Annotated in this window: 17 protein-coding genes; all 17 read right to left on the reverse strand. The window is 61.6% G+C overall.

The window, feature by feature from the left end; all coding sequences use genetic code 11:
• Nucleotides 1–60: 60 nt before the first annotated feature.
• The 17 genes from RA26_RS01500 to RA26_RS01580 all read right to left on the reverse strand — a co-directional run bounded on the left by RA26_RS01500 (nt 61) and on the right by RA26_RS01580 (nt 15405).
• On the reverse strand, nt 61–2181 hold the full coding sequence (locus tag RA26_RS01500) for a hypothetical protein (RefSeq protein WP_039178799.1): 2121 nt from the start codon (nt 2179–2181) through the stop codon (nt 61–63).
• A complete protein-coding gene (locus RA26_RS01505) occupies nt 2178–3431 on the reverse strand; it encodes a hypothetical protein (protein ID WP_039178802.1) in 1254 nt (417 codons plus the stop codon). Before RA26_RS01505 ends, RA26_RS01500 begins: the two co-directional genes overlap by 4 nt.
• Nucleotides 3431–4282, reverse strand: a complete 852-nt coding sequence (locus tag RA26_RS21975) for a hypothetical protein (RefSeq protein WP_152612536.1) — start codon at nt 4280–4282, stop codon at nt 3431–3433. The genes RA26_RS01505 and RA26_RS21975 overlap by 1 nt, the downstream gene beginning before the upstream one ends.
• Nucleotides 4273–4668 carry an N-acetyltransferase gene (locus tag RA26_RS01515; RefSeq protein WP_039178805.1) on the reverse strand — a complete coding sequence of 132 codons (396 nt, stop codon included), beginning with the start codon at nt 4666–4668 and terminating at the stop codon, nt 4273–4275. The genes RA26_RS21975 and RA26_RS01515 overlap by 10 nt, the downstream gene beginning before the upstream one ends.
• Nucleotides 4668–5390: a phage tail protein gene (locus RA26_RS21980; protein ID WP_052272271.1), complete on the reverse strand. Its 723-nt coding sequence runs from the start codon at nt 5388–5390 to the stop codon at nt 4668–4670. Before RA26_RS21980 ends, RA26_RS01515 begins: the two co-directional genes overlap by 1 nt.
• Nucleotides 5383–6711 carry a packaged DNA stabilization protein gene (locus tag RA26_RS01530; protein WP_039178810.1) on the reverse strand — a complete coding sequence of 443 codons (1329 nt, stop codon included), beginning with the start codon at nt 6709–6711 and terminating at the stop codon, nt 5383–5385. Before RA26_RS01530 ends, RA26_RS21980 begins: the two co-directional genes overlap by 8 nt.
• Nucleotides 6712–6718: 7 nt before the next feature.
• Nucleotides 6719–7117 carry a hypothetical protein gene (locus RA26_RS01535; protein ID WP_039178813.1) on the reverse strand — a complete coding sequence of 133 codons (399 nt, stop codon included), beginning with the start codon at nt 7115–7117 and terminating at the stop codon, nt 6719–6721.
• Nucleotides 7118–7120: 3 nt separating this feature from the next.
• Nucleotides 7121–7285: a hypothetical protein gene (locus tag RA26_RS22890; RefSeq protein WP_193747571.1), complete on the reverse strand. Its 165-nt coding sequence runs from the start codon at nt 7283–7285 to the stop codon at nt 7121–7123.
• A 38-nt stretch (nt 7286–7323) separates the two neighbouring features.
• Nucleotides 7324–8568, reverse strand: coding sequence for a P22 phage major capsid protein family protein (locus tag RA26_RS01540; protein ID WP_039178816.1), 1245 nt, complete (start codon nt 8566–8568; stop codon nt 7324–7326).
• An 11-nt stretch (nt 8569–8579) separates the two neighbouring features.
• A complete protein-coding gene (locus RA26_RS01545; protein WP_039178818.1) occupies nt 8580–9419 on the reverse strand; it encodes a hypothetical protein in 840 nt (279 codons plus the stop codon).
• 13 nt (nt 9420–9432) lie between these two features.
• Nucleotides 9433–11412 carry a portal protein gene (locus tag RA26_RS01550; RefSeq protein ID WP_039178822.1) on the reverse strand — a complete coding sequence of 660 codons (1980 nt, stop codon included), beginning with the start codon at nt 11410–11412 and terminating at the stop codon, nt 9433–9435.
• Nucleotides 11409–12764, reverse strand: coding sequence for a DNA-packaging protein (locus tag RA26_RS01555; protein WP_039178823.1), 1356 nt, complete (start codon nt 12762–12764; stop codon nt 11409–11411). Before RA26_RS01555 ends, RA26_RS01550 begins: the two co-directional genes overlap by 4 nt.
• Nucleotides 12761–13345 (reverse strand): terminase small subunit, encoded by a 585-nt coding sequence (locus RA26_RS01560; protein ID WP_206540419.1) that lies wholly within the window; start codon nt 13343–13345, stop codon nt 12761–12763. The genes RA26_RS01555 and RA26_RS01560 overlap by 4 nt, the downstream gene beginning before the upstream one ends.
• Before the next feature lie 29 nt (nt 13346–13374).
• Nucleotides 13375–13668: a hypothetical protein gene (locus RA26_RS01565; protein ID WP_152612537.1), complete on the reverse strand. Its 294-nt coding sequence runs from the start codon at nt 13666–13668 to the stop codon at nt 13375–13377.
• A 28-nt stretch (nt 13669–13696) separates the two neighbouring features.
• The gene (locus RA26_RS01570) at nt 13697–14005 is read right to left on the reverse strand and encodes a hypothetical protein (protein WP_039178829.1); all 309 of its coding nucleotides are present in this window, start codon (nt 14003–14005) and stop codon (nt 13697–13699) included.
• 420 nt (nt 14006–14425) lie between these two features.
• The gene (nusG, locus tag RA26_RS01575) at nt 14426–14995 is read right to left on the reverse strand and encodes a transcription termination/antitermination protein NusG (RefSeq protein WP_039178831.1); all 570 of its coding nucleotides are present in this window, start codon (nt 14993–14995) and stop codon (nt 14426–14428) included.
• Nucleotides 14992–15405 carry a winged helix DNA-binding protein gene (locus RA26_RS01580; protein ID WP_039178834.1) on the reverse strand — a complete coding sequence of 138 codons (414 nt, stop codon included), beginning with the start codon at nt 15403–15405 and terminating at the stop codon, nt 14992–14994. Before RA26_RS01580 ends, nusG begins: the two co-directional genes overlap by 4 nt.
• Nucleotides 15406–15640 lie beyond the last annotated feature (235 nt).

The raw sequence follows: 15640 nt of genomic DNA on the forward strand, positions 1-15640 counted from the left end.
TGAAATTGATCTATGAAGCCGCAGGCATGGCCGTATTCCTGACCGCCTGCGCTTCTATCTCTATTGCGTCTCTAGGGATTGCATCCCTGTTTGATAAGAGCCAAGGCCAAGAGATCCTCCCGCCACGCGACCGATAAGGGCCGCCTCTGCGTTCTTGAGAGGCTGACCAGCCATCGCCCGGCGAACCGCTGCAAGTGCGCGCTGCGCCTCCTCACCGCGGATATTTACCAAGCGGTCGGAGATTTCATCGAAGATGGCCTTTTCCCGCGCAGACATGCTGCGTGGATCAATCCCGGTGATGGTGCGGGTAATGTCCTGAGCGGCTTCCAGCGGGTTGCCCATATTGCCTGCGGTGCGGCGCACCATTCCCGGGGCGGCCTCATCGGACACCTGCTCCTGGATCGACTGACGAATGGCGGTTTTCGAGTTGGTGGCTATGGCCGCGCGCAGTTCAAGCGCCGCAGCGGTCCGATCCAACTCCTGAAGTAGCCTGTTGGCGCGTTGCGTACCTAGGATTTGCTGCAGCTTCCCCACGTTGGCCCGGCTGGACATTTCCTTGACCAGTTGCATAGCCTCGCGAGCGTCGGTGTTCGGGTCGGTGATCGTGCGGCGCACATTGGACAGCGCTTCCTCGATGCCCTCCCGAAGCCCTTGACGCAGCGCCTGTTTGGCTTCCGCTGACACGCCTTGGCGCATGAACTGCTGCACGTCCTCCAGCGTGGTGCGTCTGGACAGCATATTTTTACCCAGCGCCAGGGCTTCGTCGCGCTGGATCTTGTCGCCTCCGATCCGCAGAGCGCGCCCATACTCCGGCACAGCCTCACGGACGGAGTCCCGCAGTTGCGCGGCGAGACGCCGGGCGCGGTTGCCAGCCTCAGTAAAGCGCCCGAACTGGTCAGTATTGCCGCGCGCCACGTCGTCCAGCGCTCGCTTGAGGAAATCGAGTTGCTGAACGTTTGGCATTTCACGGAACGCCACGCTACCGTCGTCGGCGATTTCAGCCATGATCTGCTGGTTGCGCAGTCCCGCCGCAGTCATGGCGTCGTTTGCCTCCTGCACCGCTGACTGCATAGTGCGGGCCGGGACGCGGGACAGCACCTCCTCAACCTTCCGTCCTGATGCCGCCGCGTAGTCAATCGGCTTGGAGTAGGCCAGATCATATGCCGCCTGCCGCGCCGGGGAGGTTTCTGAGGCAATATCGCGCGCTGCCGCCTTCACACCGCCAGGCTTGCCTAGAAGCCCATCGAGGGTTTGACCGAGGCGCTGCCCCACCTGTGTTGCCCTGGTTTCTGCTGCGTCACGCGCGACACGCAGCGCAGCGCCGCCTGTGTTGGCGCTTGCGTCCAGCAGTGCGGCAGTTCCCGGGCCAGCATCTGCGAGCATGGCATCATCCCCAAGTTGGGACAGCCGCGCCGCCGCTGCATCGAGGTCGTCATTTGCCAGAGCCTGCTTTACCACCCGGGCCGCCTCCGGCTTTAGACCGAATTCGTCCGCGATGGTGCGAACGTCCAGCCGCTTTATGCGCTTCGCCATGGCGGTCGCGCCCTCACCGATGAGACTTGCGAAGGGTCCAAGCGCCGCCGCCATGCCGCCACCAATCAGCGCACCCTTTCCGGCCTCAGCCAGACGTTCTCCATCCTCAGCGCGGCCGGCAAAAGACGCCGCACCCTCGACCGCGCCGCCCGGAGCAGCAACCGCGCCAACGCGCAACGCTCTTGTGAGTGCATTCCCGCCGCGAGACACAAAGTCCACCGCCTTTGCTCCCGCTGCGCCCGCCGCCAGTGGGATTGCCGAAGCGACACCGCCGCCGATATTCAGCGCCATGGATTGTCCGGGGCGCTGACGTTCAAAGGCGTCCGATACCCGACGCATGGTATCTGCAGTTTCAGGTTGCCCCAACGCTCCTACTGTTTCGTCAGCAAACTCACCAAGAATAGGGATGCCCTGCACCGCTTCCTGCACTCGACCGGCAACCGGATAGGCGGCAATCACGCGCTCGTCCTGCGCGGCCTGCAATGCTGGATCCACAACCTGACCTGCGGCATTTTGAAAAGCCCCCTCGGGCGGTTGGCCGTATGTGCCATCTGGGTTCCGCTGGGCTGCGTCCGTCTGGCTGCTGCGGCGGCGCGCCAGTTCGCGCTTGGCTTTCTCGACAAGCGCCGCTCTCAGAGCATCGCTCATCGCTCATTCTCCCGGATGAAGGCATCAAGTTCATCATCAGTCATGGTTTGAAAGTTTGGCATTCCCCGCACCCGATCCTGCAGTTCGGCAGCCTGAGCAGCAGTCTGGTTTTTCGACAGGATGCGCTCGCGTTCGGCGGCAAACTCCGCACGACGGTCTTTAATCTCTTGCAGGACGGACCGAAGTCTCGCCGGGCTTTGCGCGGCGTCAAGGTTGCCCTGAATGGCCTGCAGGAAAGCAATTTCCTTTTCGGTAACAGCACCAAGCGCCCCTCCAGTTGGAGAAGCATCACGCATTGCTTGCAGTTCCTCAAAGCCTAGGTTGGCCTTGACGGTATCAAGCACTGCCTGGAAGTCGCGCGCACCACTTTCCGGGACGCCGGAGAGCATAGACCCGAACCCAGCGACCCAGCGACCGCTCTCATCAAGCATCTGCATCGCCTTGTCGATATTGGAGTTCACAATGTCGGATTTGCGCTGATAACCGGCTTGCGCAAGGTCCGACTTCCGGCCCGCATCGCTCCGCTCGGTCTCCACGTCGCCGCCCGGGATGGGTTCGTCAACAAACGTGCCGCGGTCAGCGTCCCAGCGGCGCTGGAACCCCTTCGGTGGCTTGTCCACGATTGGAAGCTGGTTGGCCGGATCGCCGGTGTTGACGTTGACGGTGGTGCCTTTGCTGGTCAGCGGCGTACCTGCTGGCAGAAGGCCCGCATTTATGTCCGCCTGTGTCTTGCCTGCTGACGATAGCGGCTTCGGCGGGGCGCTGAACTCCCTGACCTTGGTCAACTTGTCCAACAGGTTCTCATATGGCGCGACAAATGCCGGGAACTGATCCAGGCTCTCAAGAGGCTGCTCGCCAACTGAGGTGATCAATGCATTCAGGTCTTCGAGGTTTCCACTCTGATAAAGCGGAATGCCCTTTGCTAGTGCCCCTTCCAGCTCGGCGGCCTTTTGCGCTGCCTCGGTGGCACTCAGACTTCGCGCGTACTGCTCAAGCTTCATGTCAAGCTCCTGCGCCTGCCGGTCGGCCGACTGCTGCCGCAGGTCCATCGCCTGATGCGTGTTCCGCGCCTGCAGCGCAGCCATGGGGTCCACGCCAGCCAAAGCCGCCAAGGCATTCTGGTTGCCCTGCGCAATCCCCGCGCCGTGCTGCTGGTACACATCATCCAGCCGCCGGTTGCGGTTAAACTGCGCCAGCGCGTTCCCGGTGCCGACTGCCCGCGCCACACTGCCAAGCACATTCGGTCCCATCAGCTAAACACCCCCATTTTGCCCAGTGTGTAAATCCCGGAGATATCGCCAATCGTGCTGTTCAGGGCGTTGGCCTGGTTCATGTATCCACTGGCCCGGGCATTGCCTGCCGCCAGTGCGTTCTGGCTCACAGCGCCTGCATAGTTCTGGCCTGCGCCGATCTGCTGATTGGTGGCGGTCTGCCCGACCCCGGCCATGCCCGCGAGGCGGTTCAGGTAGTTGCCGTATTCGTTCGATGCGAGACCGGATGCATAGTCTGCCCCGGCCTTCAGCGTGCCGCCCGACAGGCGAAGGCCCCGGGCCGCGGCCATGCGCTCGATTGCCTTGTTGCCCTGGTCCAGATTGAACTGAAAGCCCGGCGTTTCCTGGAACCCCCGGTAGTCAAACCCTTGATTTTCATCAATCCAGTCTTGCGCTGCGCCACGGCTGTCGAAAGACCTATCCCCGACCATATACGTCGTTGTGTCCGGGGTGGCCGCCATCCCGCCAATCGAAGGTGGACGATTCCGGCTCCAACTCTTGGTGTATGGGTTGAAAAACAGCCCATCGTGGTTCGGCTGGAGAGCATTTCCAGGCTGTGCCGGAGTGCCTGGTGTGAACACCTCCGCAATCTGATAGTCCTTGCTCTCCGGTCGGTCGGCAAGGCCAAGCTCGTAAGAGAGCGCCGACAATGCGTTCAAGCCCTGCTTGCGCTGAGGCTCTGTCAGCTCCACGCTGCGGTCGAAAATGTACCGTTGGGTTTGGTTCGCCTGATCCGCGGCGGCGGTCTGCGCCTTGGCGGCCTTGGATGCGCTGGAGGCGCTGGCCACTCCGCCAATTAGCGAACCGCCGATAAGTGCTCCTACTGGCATTTTTTCCACCCCTGCAAGATTACATCGCCGTCTGGTGTCGGCATTCGTCCGTATTCGAAGAAACCCAGCCTTCGCGCGAAGGCGATGGCGGGTCGGTTAGCCTCTGGTGTCCACCCGGTGATCAGGTGAACCTCCCGGCTGTCCCAAAAGGCGCTGAGAACATCGAGCGCCGGCTCTTTCAGCCGCCCCCAGCCCTCGGGCTTGACGCCGTAGTGCGCAGTCCAGACGCCCGGCCACAGGCCGTAAGCAAACACCCCGCAGATCGGCCCGCACGCCCAGAACTCCAGTGGCTGCTCGTCTGTTATGTCCTCCGGCAGAAAACCGATCTGCTGGGACTGGTCTTGGAAGAACTCCCGCGCCTCCTGCGCGCTGATCTGCTCTGCCATCACGTCTTGATCAGGAAATTCACGCCCAGAACCGGTGGCAGGATGCTGAAAGCTGTGCCCGAACCTGCGCTATCCACGCTGATGCCTGTTGTGGCGCTGGCATTGGTGCCGCCCGCCGTTGCATTGTTGACCGTCACGCCGGTTGTGCTGCTGCCAGTCGTCCCGCCGCCTGTGGCCGAGGTCACATCGCTACCCGTCGCGGCATCCGCCGCCCCCGCGGCCTGGTCCACGCTATGTGTGTGCCCGGGATCCGTGATTGTGTGATTGTGAGGCGTGCCGGTGAAGGTGTGCGTGTGGCCCGGGTCCGTAATCCCGTGCGTGTGTGCCGGCATGTTGGCTGCCGAAAGCGTTTGTGTCAGCGCGCCGGCGGTTCCGAGAAGTGATGCAGCACCGCCCGCACCCATCAGGATCAAATCCTCTGCGTCTGGCAGGCTGAAGCTCGCGCCCGAGCCGCCGAAGGTGTAGCCGATGATCGCAAACAGTTCCGGGTAGCTCGTGGTGCTGATCGACTGCCCATTGCACAGGAGCCATTGACCGTCTGACGGCTCCGTGCTGGCGAGTGTTGGAAGCAGAGATCCGGTTGGCGGCCGCTGGCCCTCCTGAGTGTTGGTTTGGTTCAGAAGCTGGTCCAGAAACCGGAGAAACCGGATATCCGGAAGAACCTCGTTTCCGACGACATAGCCGATCAACTGCCGCGGGCGGAATGACGGCAGCTTAGCCATACTTCGCCCCGTTTATGTCGCGCTGCACTGCGTCGGTAATCCGGATCCGGAACTGAAACCGGCGGGAGGTGCCAAGCCCGTTCCATGTCACCCGGCGGAAGTGCTGCCCCAGAGCGCCCAGATTCCGCCATTTCTCCAGGCCCCAGGTGTGGCCGTCCTTGCTGACCTGCAGCATTACCCGGCCTGTGGCGTCAACATCACCGGAGTCGATGTTCATGTGAACGCGGTTGATGGTGAAGAAATCTGCCTCCGCCACCGGCTGGGAAATTGCCTCTGCCTCCAGCACGCCGCCGAGATCCTGAAACGTTTCCTTGTCCAAAGTGGCAACGGCACCCGTGCTTGTACCGACGAGGAAATCGCCGTCCGTCTCCCGCACGCTGCACAGCCCGGCGAAGGCCACCTCTCCTACCCCGGTGGAGAACTCGCACCACAGGCCCGTGGTGATGTCGTAAACCACTGCAGGCTGGCCGGTGAGTCGGATCACGAAGAACTTGTGGCCCCTGTCATCCACGATGAACGCCCGGCTCAGCGTACCCGCGGCGATGGTCTTTTCAATCTCCCTGGTGCTGATCACCGTGGGAGAGGATCCGGTGGAACGATAGGCGCGCTTGTCCTGCCCCACCCAGAACACCGCGTTGTCCTCTTTTGCCATCGTGCCGGCCACCGCGCCGCGCTCGATCCTGGCTCCGGTGTTGCGCTCGAACGGAAACGCCGCGTTCCCGCTGTTGAACCAGATTTCAATCGTCTTGCTGCCAAACAGCCATATTTCCCCGTGGTCCTCAACAATTCCTACCAGCCGGTCTGCCGAACTCTCCGCAAAGGCGAAGTCAAGCGCGTCAAAGGTGGTGCCATCATCCAGGCCGCTGATCGTCAGAGCATCCGCGCGGCCCCCTGAGGTGCCGATCACAAGGAAGTAGCCATCCAGGAAGGCAACACCTATCGGGCTGGTGACTGCGCCTGTGGTGTATTCCGTGGTCGTGGTGCCGTTGCAAATGTAGTATTTTCCGCCAGCGACAATGGCGACCTCATCGCTGCTGGATGCCATTTGGGTATTCACGTCATCCAGTACGCCGCCAACATCCGTGGCCGTTCCGCCGCTGATCCTGTAGACCCGGCCTCCGGCAACAGCGTAGACCGTGCCGTTCAGGTCCTCCATGGCGCGCACCGGCCCGGCGAGGCTGTACTTGCTCAGCAGACCGGAGCGCCCCAGAACAACTGCGGGAGCAATGCCGTCCGCCTGCCGCAGGAAGTAGTTCTTCAGGCGCTCGCCGCTGTATCCCGGCTCATCCTTGCTCTGCCGCGCGAAGGGGATCAGGGGCATTAGTACCTCACCGCCATTGATACCCAAGCGTGCCGTCGCGCTCTTTCTTGCTCGGCACCTCGGTCACAGCCTTGTCAAACGACACGGTGTCGATGGTCAGATATGCGGCTTGGATCGCACGGAAAAAGTCATCCGCATTGAAGCTGGCGGGCAGATTAAATTCCGGCCCAACCGCCTCCGCCAAAAGCAGGACGGTGCCATGCTCGTACTCCGGTCCAAGCGGGAAAGTGTCGCTGAGGCCCTTGTCAGTGTGCGTGATATCGACGCCGCGCAGCTTCCACTCATGAAGCATGGCGTTCAACTGCTCGTTGCCTTCATCGGCCTGCTCAGCTTCGAGGCTCTCGCCGGACCCCGCAATCCGGGCCTTGCGATACGCCCGCGTGACGATATCCCGCATGGTCGCCATGGGTTAGCCCTTGCGCTTCAGTTTTGCGGGGGTGTCCTGCCAGCCCTTCGATGGCCGGCCCTCAGGGAACAGCTTGGCCTCAACCTCGCCATCCACCAAGCGATATCCCCATTGGGGGACGCCTTTGGTTTCTGCCTTCTCGGTCATGGTTTCTGCCTTCTCGGTCATGAAAGAAAACCGGGGCCGCTACAGCCCCGGTGTTTGCCTTAACCCCAGAGCCGGCAAGCCAGATCCGGGTAGATCGCTTTGCGGCCATAGAGGATATCCAGGCGGATGATGTCCTCGTCGCTGTCGATGTCGTAGTCTTTGACAACACGAATGCTCAGGCCGTTGTGGCTCTCACGCGCCTTGAAGGCCACGCCATCCGGCATCTGCAGCGGGCAAGTCACCAGCGCAAAGGCGTTCTTGTGGAAGCCCATGTTCTGCGGATAGGCCGTGCCGCCGGTGCCCAGAACAGTGATTGCCGCGTCATCGGCTGGCGCCGCACCGACGGTCTGCTGCGGGCCGCTGGTGATAATCGGCGGCGAAATGGTCAGAGCCGCCGGGCCGGTGGACGCGCCGGAGTCCGCATCTGCCAGAACGGTGAACTGCTGCAGATACGGCATCACGGTTTTGCCGGTCGATCCTTCACCCGGAACCGGGTTCACAGCGTAGACGCCAGCGATGGTGAACACGTCACCCGCCTTCAGAATACCGGTGGTGGAGTTCGTCCAGCCATCGGTGTTCAGCGTCTGCGACCAGGTCGCCCCAGTGGCAGCTGCATAGGTCACATTCTGCGCGCCGCCATTGACCAGGGGGGTGCCGGTGGCAACGCCCACGGTGTGGGACTGCACGTTCTGGGTCGAGAAGGTATCGAAACCCGCCACATATCCGACAGACGCGCGCTCATAGGCCGATTTGCCCATTGCGCCGACGCTATCCAGGGTCAGCTGATTGCCCGCAACGGCATAGTGCGCCGCCGGGTTCATGACCATAGACCGGCCATCCGACATAACCGCCATTTCGTCCAGCCGCTGTGCGGCATCCGCCACATTTGCGAAGCTGGCCGGGGTGGTACCGGGGGTGCCGACCGAGTTCCAGGCGGTGTAGTACAGGCCCATCAGGGACCGGTCCACGGTGTTCGCCAGGGTGATGGCGGCGGGCTTGATGTAGCGCTCCGAATACTCCTCGACGGACAGGGTCAGATCCTGGGTCGTGAACTTCCAGGAGACGTGCTTGCGCTGATCCACGGTGATCGAGGTGCTTTTTTCCTCGACGTCCTGGTTCACGCGGGTCGCGCCGTCAGCGGTGTAGAATTTCACCGGACGGCGGATCGACACAGTATCGCCTTGCCCGCCGGTGAATTCCTTCTTGTATTCCCGGTGCACGCGGTTCGCCATGACCAGGTTGTTTTCCAGCTGCATCAGCGCCTCTTTGGCGATCAGGCTGGGGGTGATGAGGGCATTAGCCATTCCTCAGTTCCTCAGATTTTGCCTGCTGCACGCGCGGCCTTGTATTCGGCCATCGTCATATCCTTGGGGTCTTTCAACCCCGACGATTTTCCTTTGACCGGGTTCACGGGTGCAGGGGCTTGGGTGGTGGTCCGGGGCTTGGGCGTCTGCGCTGTCACGGTGCGTTCCAGCATCCGCATTGCCCCAACGAGTTCCGGCGCCGGCATCTGCGCGAGTTCGCGCGCCAGCTCCTTGTTCATCCCCAAGTGATAGGCGACGTCAGCACCGTTGTCGGACAACGCGATAAGGTGCGCCATGTCCGGGGTGATTGAAACGTCAGGGGCCTGCACGACAGCATCGAAGTCCGCGTATCGGGTGCGCGCTTCGTCGGACTGGGCTGCCCAATTCTGGGCGGCTTCCTCTGCCTGACGCTTCTGCACATCCTCGGTCTGCTTCTTGCTCTCTGCGGCCTCGCGCTCGGCTTCTTGGACTTGACGGCTGTTCATTCGTTGCTCAGCCTTGTAGGCCGAAAGCTCCGCAAGATATTCGTCGTGGTCCGTGAAGTCCTCCATCTTTGGGGGGGTAGATTCCACGCCCTTGAGGCGCGCCAGCTCACGCTCCGCCTTGTCTGCCCGCTCCTGGGCTTCCTTGGCTTCTTGCTTCACGCGGTCCATCTGCGCCTTTCGGCGCTGGTTCCGCGTTGTGCGCTCGCTTTTTTCCTCGGCCTCCGGTTTCCCGTCATCCTCGGCGGGCTGTTCCGCATCGGTCTGCCCTTCTGTGTTTTCCGTCGCTTCCGACGCCTGATCTGCCTCAGGGGTCACGGCTTCCGGGGCTGCTCCCGCTTCCGGGGCTGCCTGCGCTTCTTCCGTCATTGCTCGATTTTCCTTAGAAAATGGGGCCTTGCCCCTGTTGCATTAGCCCTTGAAGGGCACGGGCGACTTGCTGCTGCACGAGCTGCGAAATCGCCGCGTCAAGCTGGCCGTTTTGAAGGGCCAATTCCAACGAGGCTGTTGCGGCCTCTGTCTGCGCCTTTTGCGCATCCGCCTCGGCCTCTGTGGCCTCTGCGTCCGCTTTGCGCATCTCGGTCTGCTGGGCCGCCATCTGCATTTCTTCTGCCTTGGCCTGCTCTTCCATGGCTGCCTGCATCTGTTTCTTTTCCTCTGGCGACAGGTCCTCCATGTCCCGGAACTGCGGGGGCAATGCCTTCTTGAGGCGGTCTGCAAAGCGGTCGGCATCCGGCCAGTCCATCGACTTAGCGATGAGGTCACCCGTGACTTGCGCCGCACCCGGGACAGCCCGGATGAATTCCAGCATCCCCTCTGCGGTCTCCTGGCGACGGGTTGCGTAGTTCGGGCCGACATTCACACGGATATCGTACTTGCCAACGGTCAGGTCATTGACCGGAATTGCCATAAGCGTGCCATCCGGCGACACGCCAATCTGCTGCTCGTTGATGCGCTCCATTTTCTCCGCATCATCCTGGCCCAAGATGCGGATCGTGCGTTTGGTGTCGTAAATCTTCGGGATCATGTCCACGATGATGCGCCCGGCCGTTCCGATAGCCTCCGCCATGTTGTCGGAGTAGATTGAGGTGGACACGTCGCTTTCCATCTGGCGCTGCCGGATCGCAACGCCTGATTTCTCGTTGCTGGCGTTGCCAAGCGCGCTGTCATAGATGCCGGTGGTGGCCTTCAGATCCTCTGCCGCACTCATGACCTGCTCGAACATGGCTTGTGAGCTGATCGGAGGGGTCGCTCGCTGCGGCGGCGGGGCCTTTTCGTCGGGGTGGTATGGCAGATATGGTCGGTTCTTCTGGTTCGCCTGATTCCAAAAGGTCTCAAGCCCGGCAATCTGCTTGGCGGTCACAATGTACGGCGCTTTCGGCTGCAGCGCGGCAAATTCGGTCTGTGCAGATCGCCAATAGTTGTACATCTGCTGCGCATCTTTGGCGTAACGGATCACACTGGACCTGTGGACGCGGTCGCCAACGTGCCATTCCTCCCCTGTCACAGCCACAACCGGGATATAGCGGCAAGGCTGCTCCTGCGGCCCGTCAAGCACCTCCTGCCCACTCAGCTTAGCCCACATGACCTTGTGCGACTTGACCTTGCGGCGCTTCGCCAGGGGCATCGGCGCCACAAACTTCTCCGCCGGGATCACCTCGCCGCTCTGAAGCAGAACAATTTCCCGCTCTACCGGCTCTTTCCAGTAGTATTCCGCGACAACAACCTTGTCGTTTTCCTGCCAGTGCTCCAGACCGTCGGTTGCGCCATCGGCCTCAACGTCTACGGCCTTTTTCCCCGGATATGCCGCTTCGAACTCATCCCGCGCCATTTGCTCGGTGATGAAGATGTACCCTGCGTCCTCTCGGGTCGGCAATTCCGCGGTCGGGTCGCAATAGACGCTGAGAGGGTTGCGGATACCCTTCAGCTTAATCTCCTGCAGAAAGCTGTCGTCGCTCTCGTAGTCCGTGAGGATGCGAAACCATCCGATAGAACTTGCCGCGGCCTGCTCCGCCGAGCGCTCATAGATGCGGCTGGCGTTGCTGGAATACTCAATCTGCCGGATCAAGCCTTCGTAGATCTCGGCAATATCGCCGCTGGCTTCATCATCCGCCGGAATAACATTGATTGCCGGGTTCATGCGGCGAATGTCGCCAGTCACTTGGCGCACAAACTGCGGCAGCCGGTTCATCGTGAGGCACGGCTTGCTCTCGCTCTCACGTTCGCGGCGGATATCCTCGGGCCATTGCTTGCCCACCAGCTTTTCGAGGTCGTCCAGTTCCTCCAGACGGTTTTCACGGTCTGCCTCGATGGACTCCGCCATGCGCGAGCGGGCGAGTTTCAGCAGCTTTTGATGCTTCATGATGCTAGGAACCCTCCGCCGCTTCCGCGGCTGCCGTAGAACCGGGACACATCAGGAATTGTGTCCACCATGTCCGGGAAAAGCTCAGTGCACGCCCAAACCAGCGCGTCCGCCCGATCTGGGCTGTTATCGCCCTGATAGCCTTCATTGGTGAATTGGGTGAGCTGGTTTTCCAGTTCGGGCATCTGCCCTACGTGCCGAACCCTGCCCTGCGCATACAGCGCCGCCACCGGCTCGGCCCTGACGTGCTTGCCGCGGGTTGCGCGGACCTGAATAACATTGACGTGAGGGGCTACCGTCCGAATGGTATGCTCAACCATGTCGCCACCCTGGTTAACCTCCGCGACAATCGCATCAGCCTGGTGCTTGTGATACAGCGCAACCGCGGCTTTCGCCCAATCTGCCGGGGAGCCGCCTTGGCTGGCGTCCTCCAGAACATACCCGGCTTGGTCCTGATCTGATCCCGCTGCACCCACCGCGACTATGCCGTGCTCGTTGCTTTCTTCTGTGTTGGTCGTGGCCGGGTCGATTGCAATCACTGTGCGGCGCAGATCCGGTGCCCGTGATACCCGGTATGCGTCAATACCACCTTGCGACCATAGAGCGCCAGGAAGGTCTCCCAGGATTTCCGCGTTTAGTTCCTGCCTGCCCAACCGTGTGCCGGCGTACCTTTGTTCCACTTTGCGCAAGAACGCCTTTGCGAGGTTGGCCCTGTTGTCCATGGTGCTACCGCGGGTGACATGCACCTTGCCTTCCTGCCCAGCCACCATTGCCTTGACCAGTTCAGTGGGCCTAGGGGTCGTCGTGACCAGCACACGCGGATGGTCGCCTAAGCGCAAGCCAAACTGCAGCATATCCCATGTTTCGCGGGCATAGCGCCATTTAGCTAACTCATCGCACCATGCGGTATCGAACTGAGGGCCACGAAGCTGGTTCGGCTCAGTCGCGTTGTAGCCCAGGGCCACAGCTCCATTCCTGAACGTCACCCGCACCGGCTTAAAGCGAACGTGCGGACGCTCATGCTCTGGGAATACAGACAACAATCCTGAATCCCCGTTGATCATGACCTCCTCAAGGTCTTTCTGCGTCTCCGCAATGAGAGCTATGCGCTTCGCCCCTGCCTGCACCTGCTCCCTGATCCACTCGGCACCGGTTCTGGTTTTGCCCCATCCCCTGCCCGCTAGGCACAACCAGACGTCCCAATCGCCACTTGGCGCTACCTGATCCTGCCGCGCCAGAAAGCCACGCCAATCGAAAAGAAGGGCCGCGGCCTCCTGATCGGTAAGCTGCGATAGAGCTTTCGCCCTCTCATCGGCGGGGAGCGCGGCCAGGCGCTCGGCAAGAGAACTCATTCACTGGCGCGGTCTGCAAGGGTGTTCAAAAAAGCCGCCAGTTTGCCCGAGCCACTTTCGGTCTGGATCGGCCCGCCGTCAGGGCCGGACACTTCATGCTTGCTCCGGTCAACGAACATTCCTAGATGCTTGCCCAGCTTTTCGAGCGCCGCCATTTTGTCCCAAGCCCGGATCTTGTGGACATGCTCGACAATCGGCCGGCCTTCCTCGTCCTGCTCGCCGCTTGGCTTCTTCACCACCTCAACAGAACTGATGAACCCCGCCACATCATCATCCCAATCTTGCGCATCGATCAGCGCGCCGCCTGGCGTCAGCACCTTGCGCAGATCGGAGAACGCCACCTTCGCCAGTTCCTGCAGAACGCGATCCTGCGTGATCTCGGTGCGCTCGGCCCGCCGCTCCATGCCTTCTTGAACAGCCTTCTGGATTTCAGGTTTTTTCAAGAGGTCGAAGCCCTGACGGCCGGCTGTTTTCTCGCTGTACCCAGCACGAATTGCCGCCTGCGTAGCGTTCAGGTCGATCAGGTATTCTTCCGCGAAACGCTTCTGTTTTTCATTCATGGTCGCGTTATCGCCGCTCATAGGGGGCAACCTCCGCTGTTGAAGTTTGATTAGACGTCAATCACGGCGATCTTGTCGCCTTCCTTCAGTGGGCCGAAGTCGCGGCAACCGCCTGCAGGAACCATGTAACTTGTAGATGCTGAGGCAATCGGGTTCTGCCCGAAAACCACATAGACAGACCCGCCATCAGAGCAAACTGACGCATACGCGCCGCCCGGTGCGGTCTCTGACCCCTGCTGAGTTGTTCCAGAGGACGTGATTTCTTCCGCCTTGTCTGGTGCCGGCGCAAGCACTGGAGCGCCGCCGCCCATCGCGCTTCCATAGGTTACGTGGACTGTTGCCATAGTTCAGGCTCCTGTGCTGAGAATGCCGTTAGCTGCCAGGGGTGCGCAGCCGCTCTGTCAGGCTGGGCCGCCAATCATCTTCTACGCCGCTTGTCTCAATATCCTGCTCAAGGGCGCGGCAGATCATCCCGTCGAATGCACAGAGAGGCACGGCGCCGCCTGTGTCCCACCGGCATACGGCGTTCCCGTTGGAGGTGATTGCCACAATCGCATAAGCCACAACGTCCTGAGTGCCGATCTCACGGGCCGAGGACACCATCTCATCCCGCTTGGCCCTCTGGTTGCGGCGCTCGATGGTATTCTTGTGCAGTGACAGCTTTACGGGACGCTTGGCCATGCCTGCTCCTGTGCTGGTGCCGGGGATGTGCTGAGAAAGGTGTGTGAGGCTCGGTTTTGCGAGGATGCCGCCCCGACCGGATATCGTCCCGCCAAAAAGCGGCTATGCGGGTCTTTCCCCGCTTGTCAGCCTCGAAATGCAGTAGCACGCGCCCTTTCCTCAGTTCCGAAACCGGGGGCGCGTGGTCGGGCACGACCGGAGCAATCCAGGTGCGGCCTTGCCCGTGACTATACCACATCTGGACGTTGCATCAAGGGGTTGTGGGCCTTACCAAATAGGCCATTCCCCAAGCTGCAAATGCAGGGATTGGCCAGTCCAAGTGCTCAAGCCTGATGCAGTTCGCCAGGTCAACCAAGGCTAGCGCTGAAAATGCAGCGCAGAGTATCGGGCGCTTGATAAGATAGGCGGTTAGCGCATCCATCACGCCACCCCCTTCACATCCAGTGGGTCAATCCGCACCTTCACCGAGCGCCCGAACATCTCCGCCTCTGCCTCGATCATCGGGTGAAGGTCATGCGCCGCCTGCACCATCCGCACAAAGTTCGCTGCCCTGTCCATGAACGGCCCCGCCAGCACCTCCAGCGCCGCGCCAGGCTCGAACTGGCACATGGCCGCCCGGTCCCGGCTGTCGATGATGCGCTGTGCCTCTGCGTTCTCCTGCTCCACCTTGCTCAGGAAGGGCTGAACGTGCCGGCGCACCTCCTGCGGGCTTACGGCCATCAGTGACGGGCTGAGGCCGCGGCACTGGATTGCCTTGGTGAACATAGCCGCGGGGATCTCTGCGAAGATATAGCCCGGGAGGTAGGCCGATGTGACCGGCTCGGCGTAGCGCTTCTTGCCTTGCCGCTTGAACTCGATCCTGCGTGGGGCCACTGCCTCAAGGCCGAGGGCGCGAAGCTGGCGCTCTACAGCGAACTCGCCGCGCTCCTTGTCCGCCCCTGGCGACGGGGCGATGTGCCGGGTTGTTGTAATGCCAAGATACCAGGTCACTCCCCTGCCTCCCTCTGCGCAGTCGCCGAAATGAAAAGCGCCGGCCTGTTGCCGCCATCTCCCCCACCACGCGCGGAACGGATTTTTTCGATCAGACCCCGCTTGCACAGATCACGAAGCGAACGCAGCGCCTGCGCCTTGCTGCAATTAAGCGCCGCCATAACGTCCCAGGACGACACCGGCTTGGACGCCATCGCCAGCACCTGTTCCGTCCGCGCCGCCGCCTTCACCACTGCGGGCTTGATCTTGACCGGGTTTGCCAAGGGTGAGGCCGGCAGCCGCGCCTTCGGATTCCGCAGCCCGCCGAACTCCCGGCGATACCCAGCCCGGTACACGCTCTCCCACGCCCGCGCTTCGGCCGGGCTGTACTGCGCGAGGGTCTGCGCGCTGATCTTATGAAGTGCGTTCATTTCGTCTGCTCCTTGCCGTTAGTTCAACCATTAAACTATCTTTATGGGCCGCGACCCGCGTCCTTCCCCCCGCTATTGAAACGTCTCCCTCTGGCGGGAGAGGCCTGCTGGAGGCCAGAGAAAGCCCGTCACTGACGATCCGTATCCACGCGCTGCCCGTAACGTGGGCCATCCGCCTTCCCCCTGGGGTTCTCACCCAGCCCGCCGCATCGGCGGTCCCCAGTCTGTCGTGGCC

It is taken from the genome of Leisingera sp. ANG-M7, from assembly GCF_000813965.1.
In the GTDB taxonomy this organism is placed as follows: domain Bacteria; phylum Pseudomonadota; class Alphaproteobacteria; order Rhodobacterales; family Rhodobacteraceae; genus Leisingera.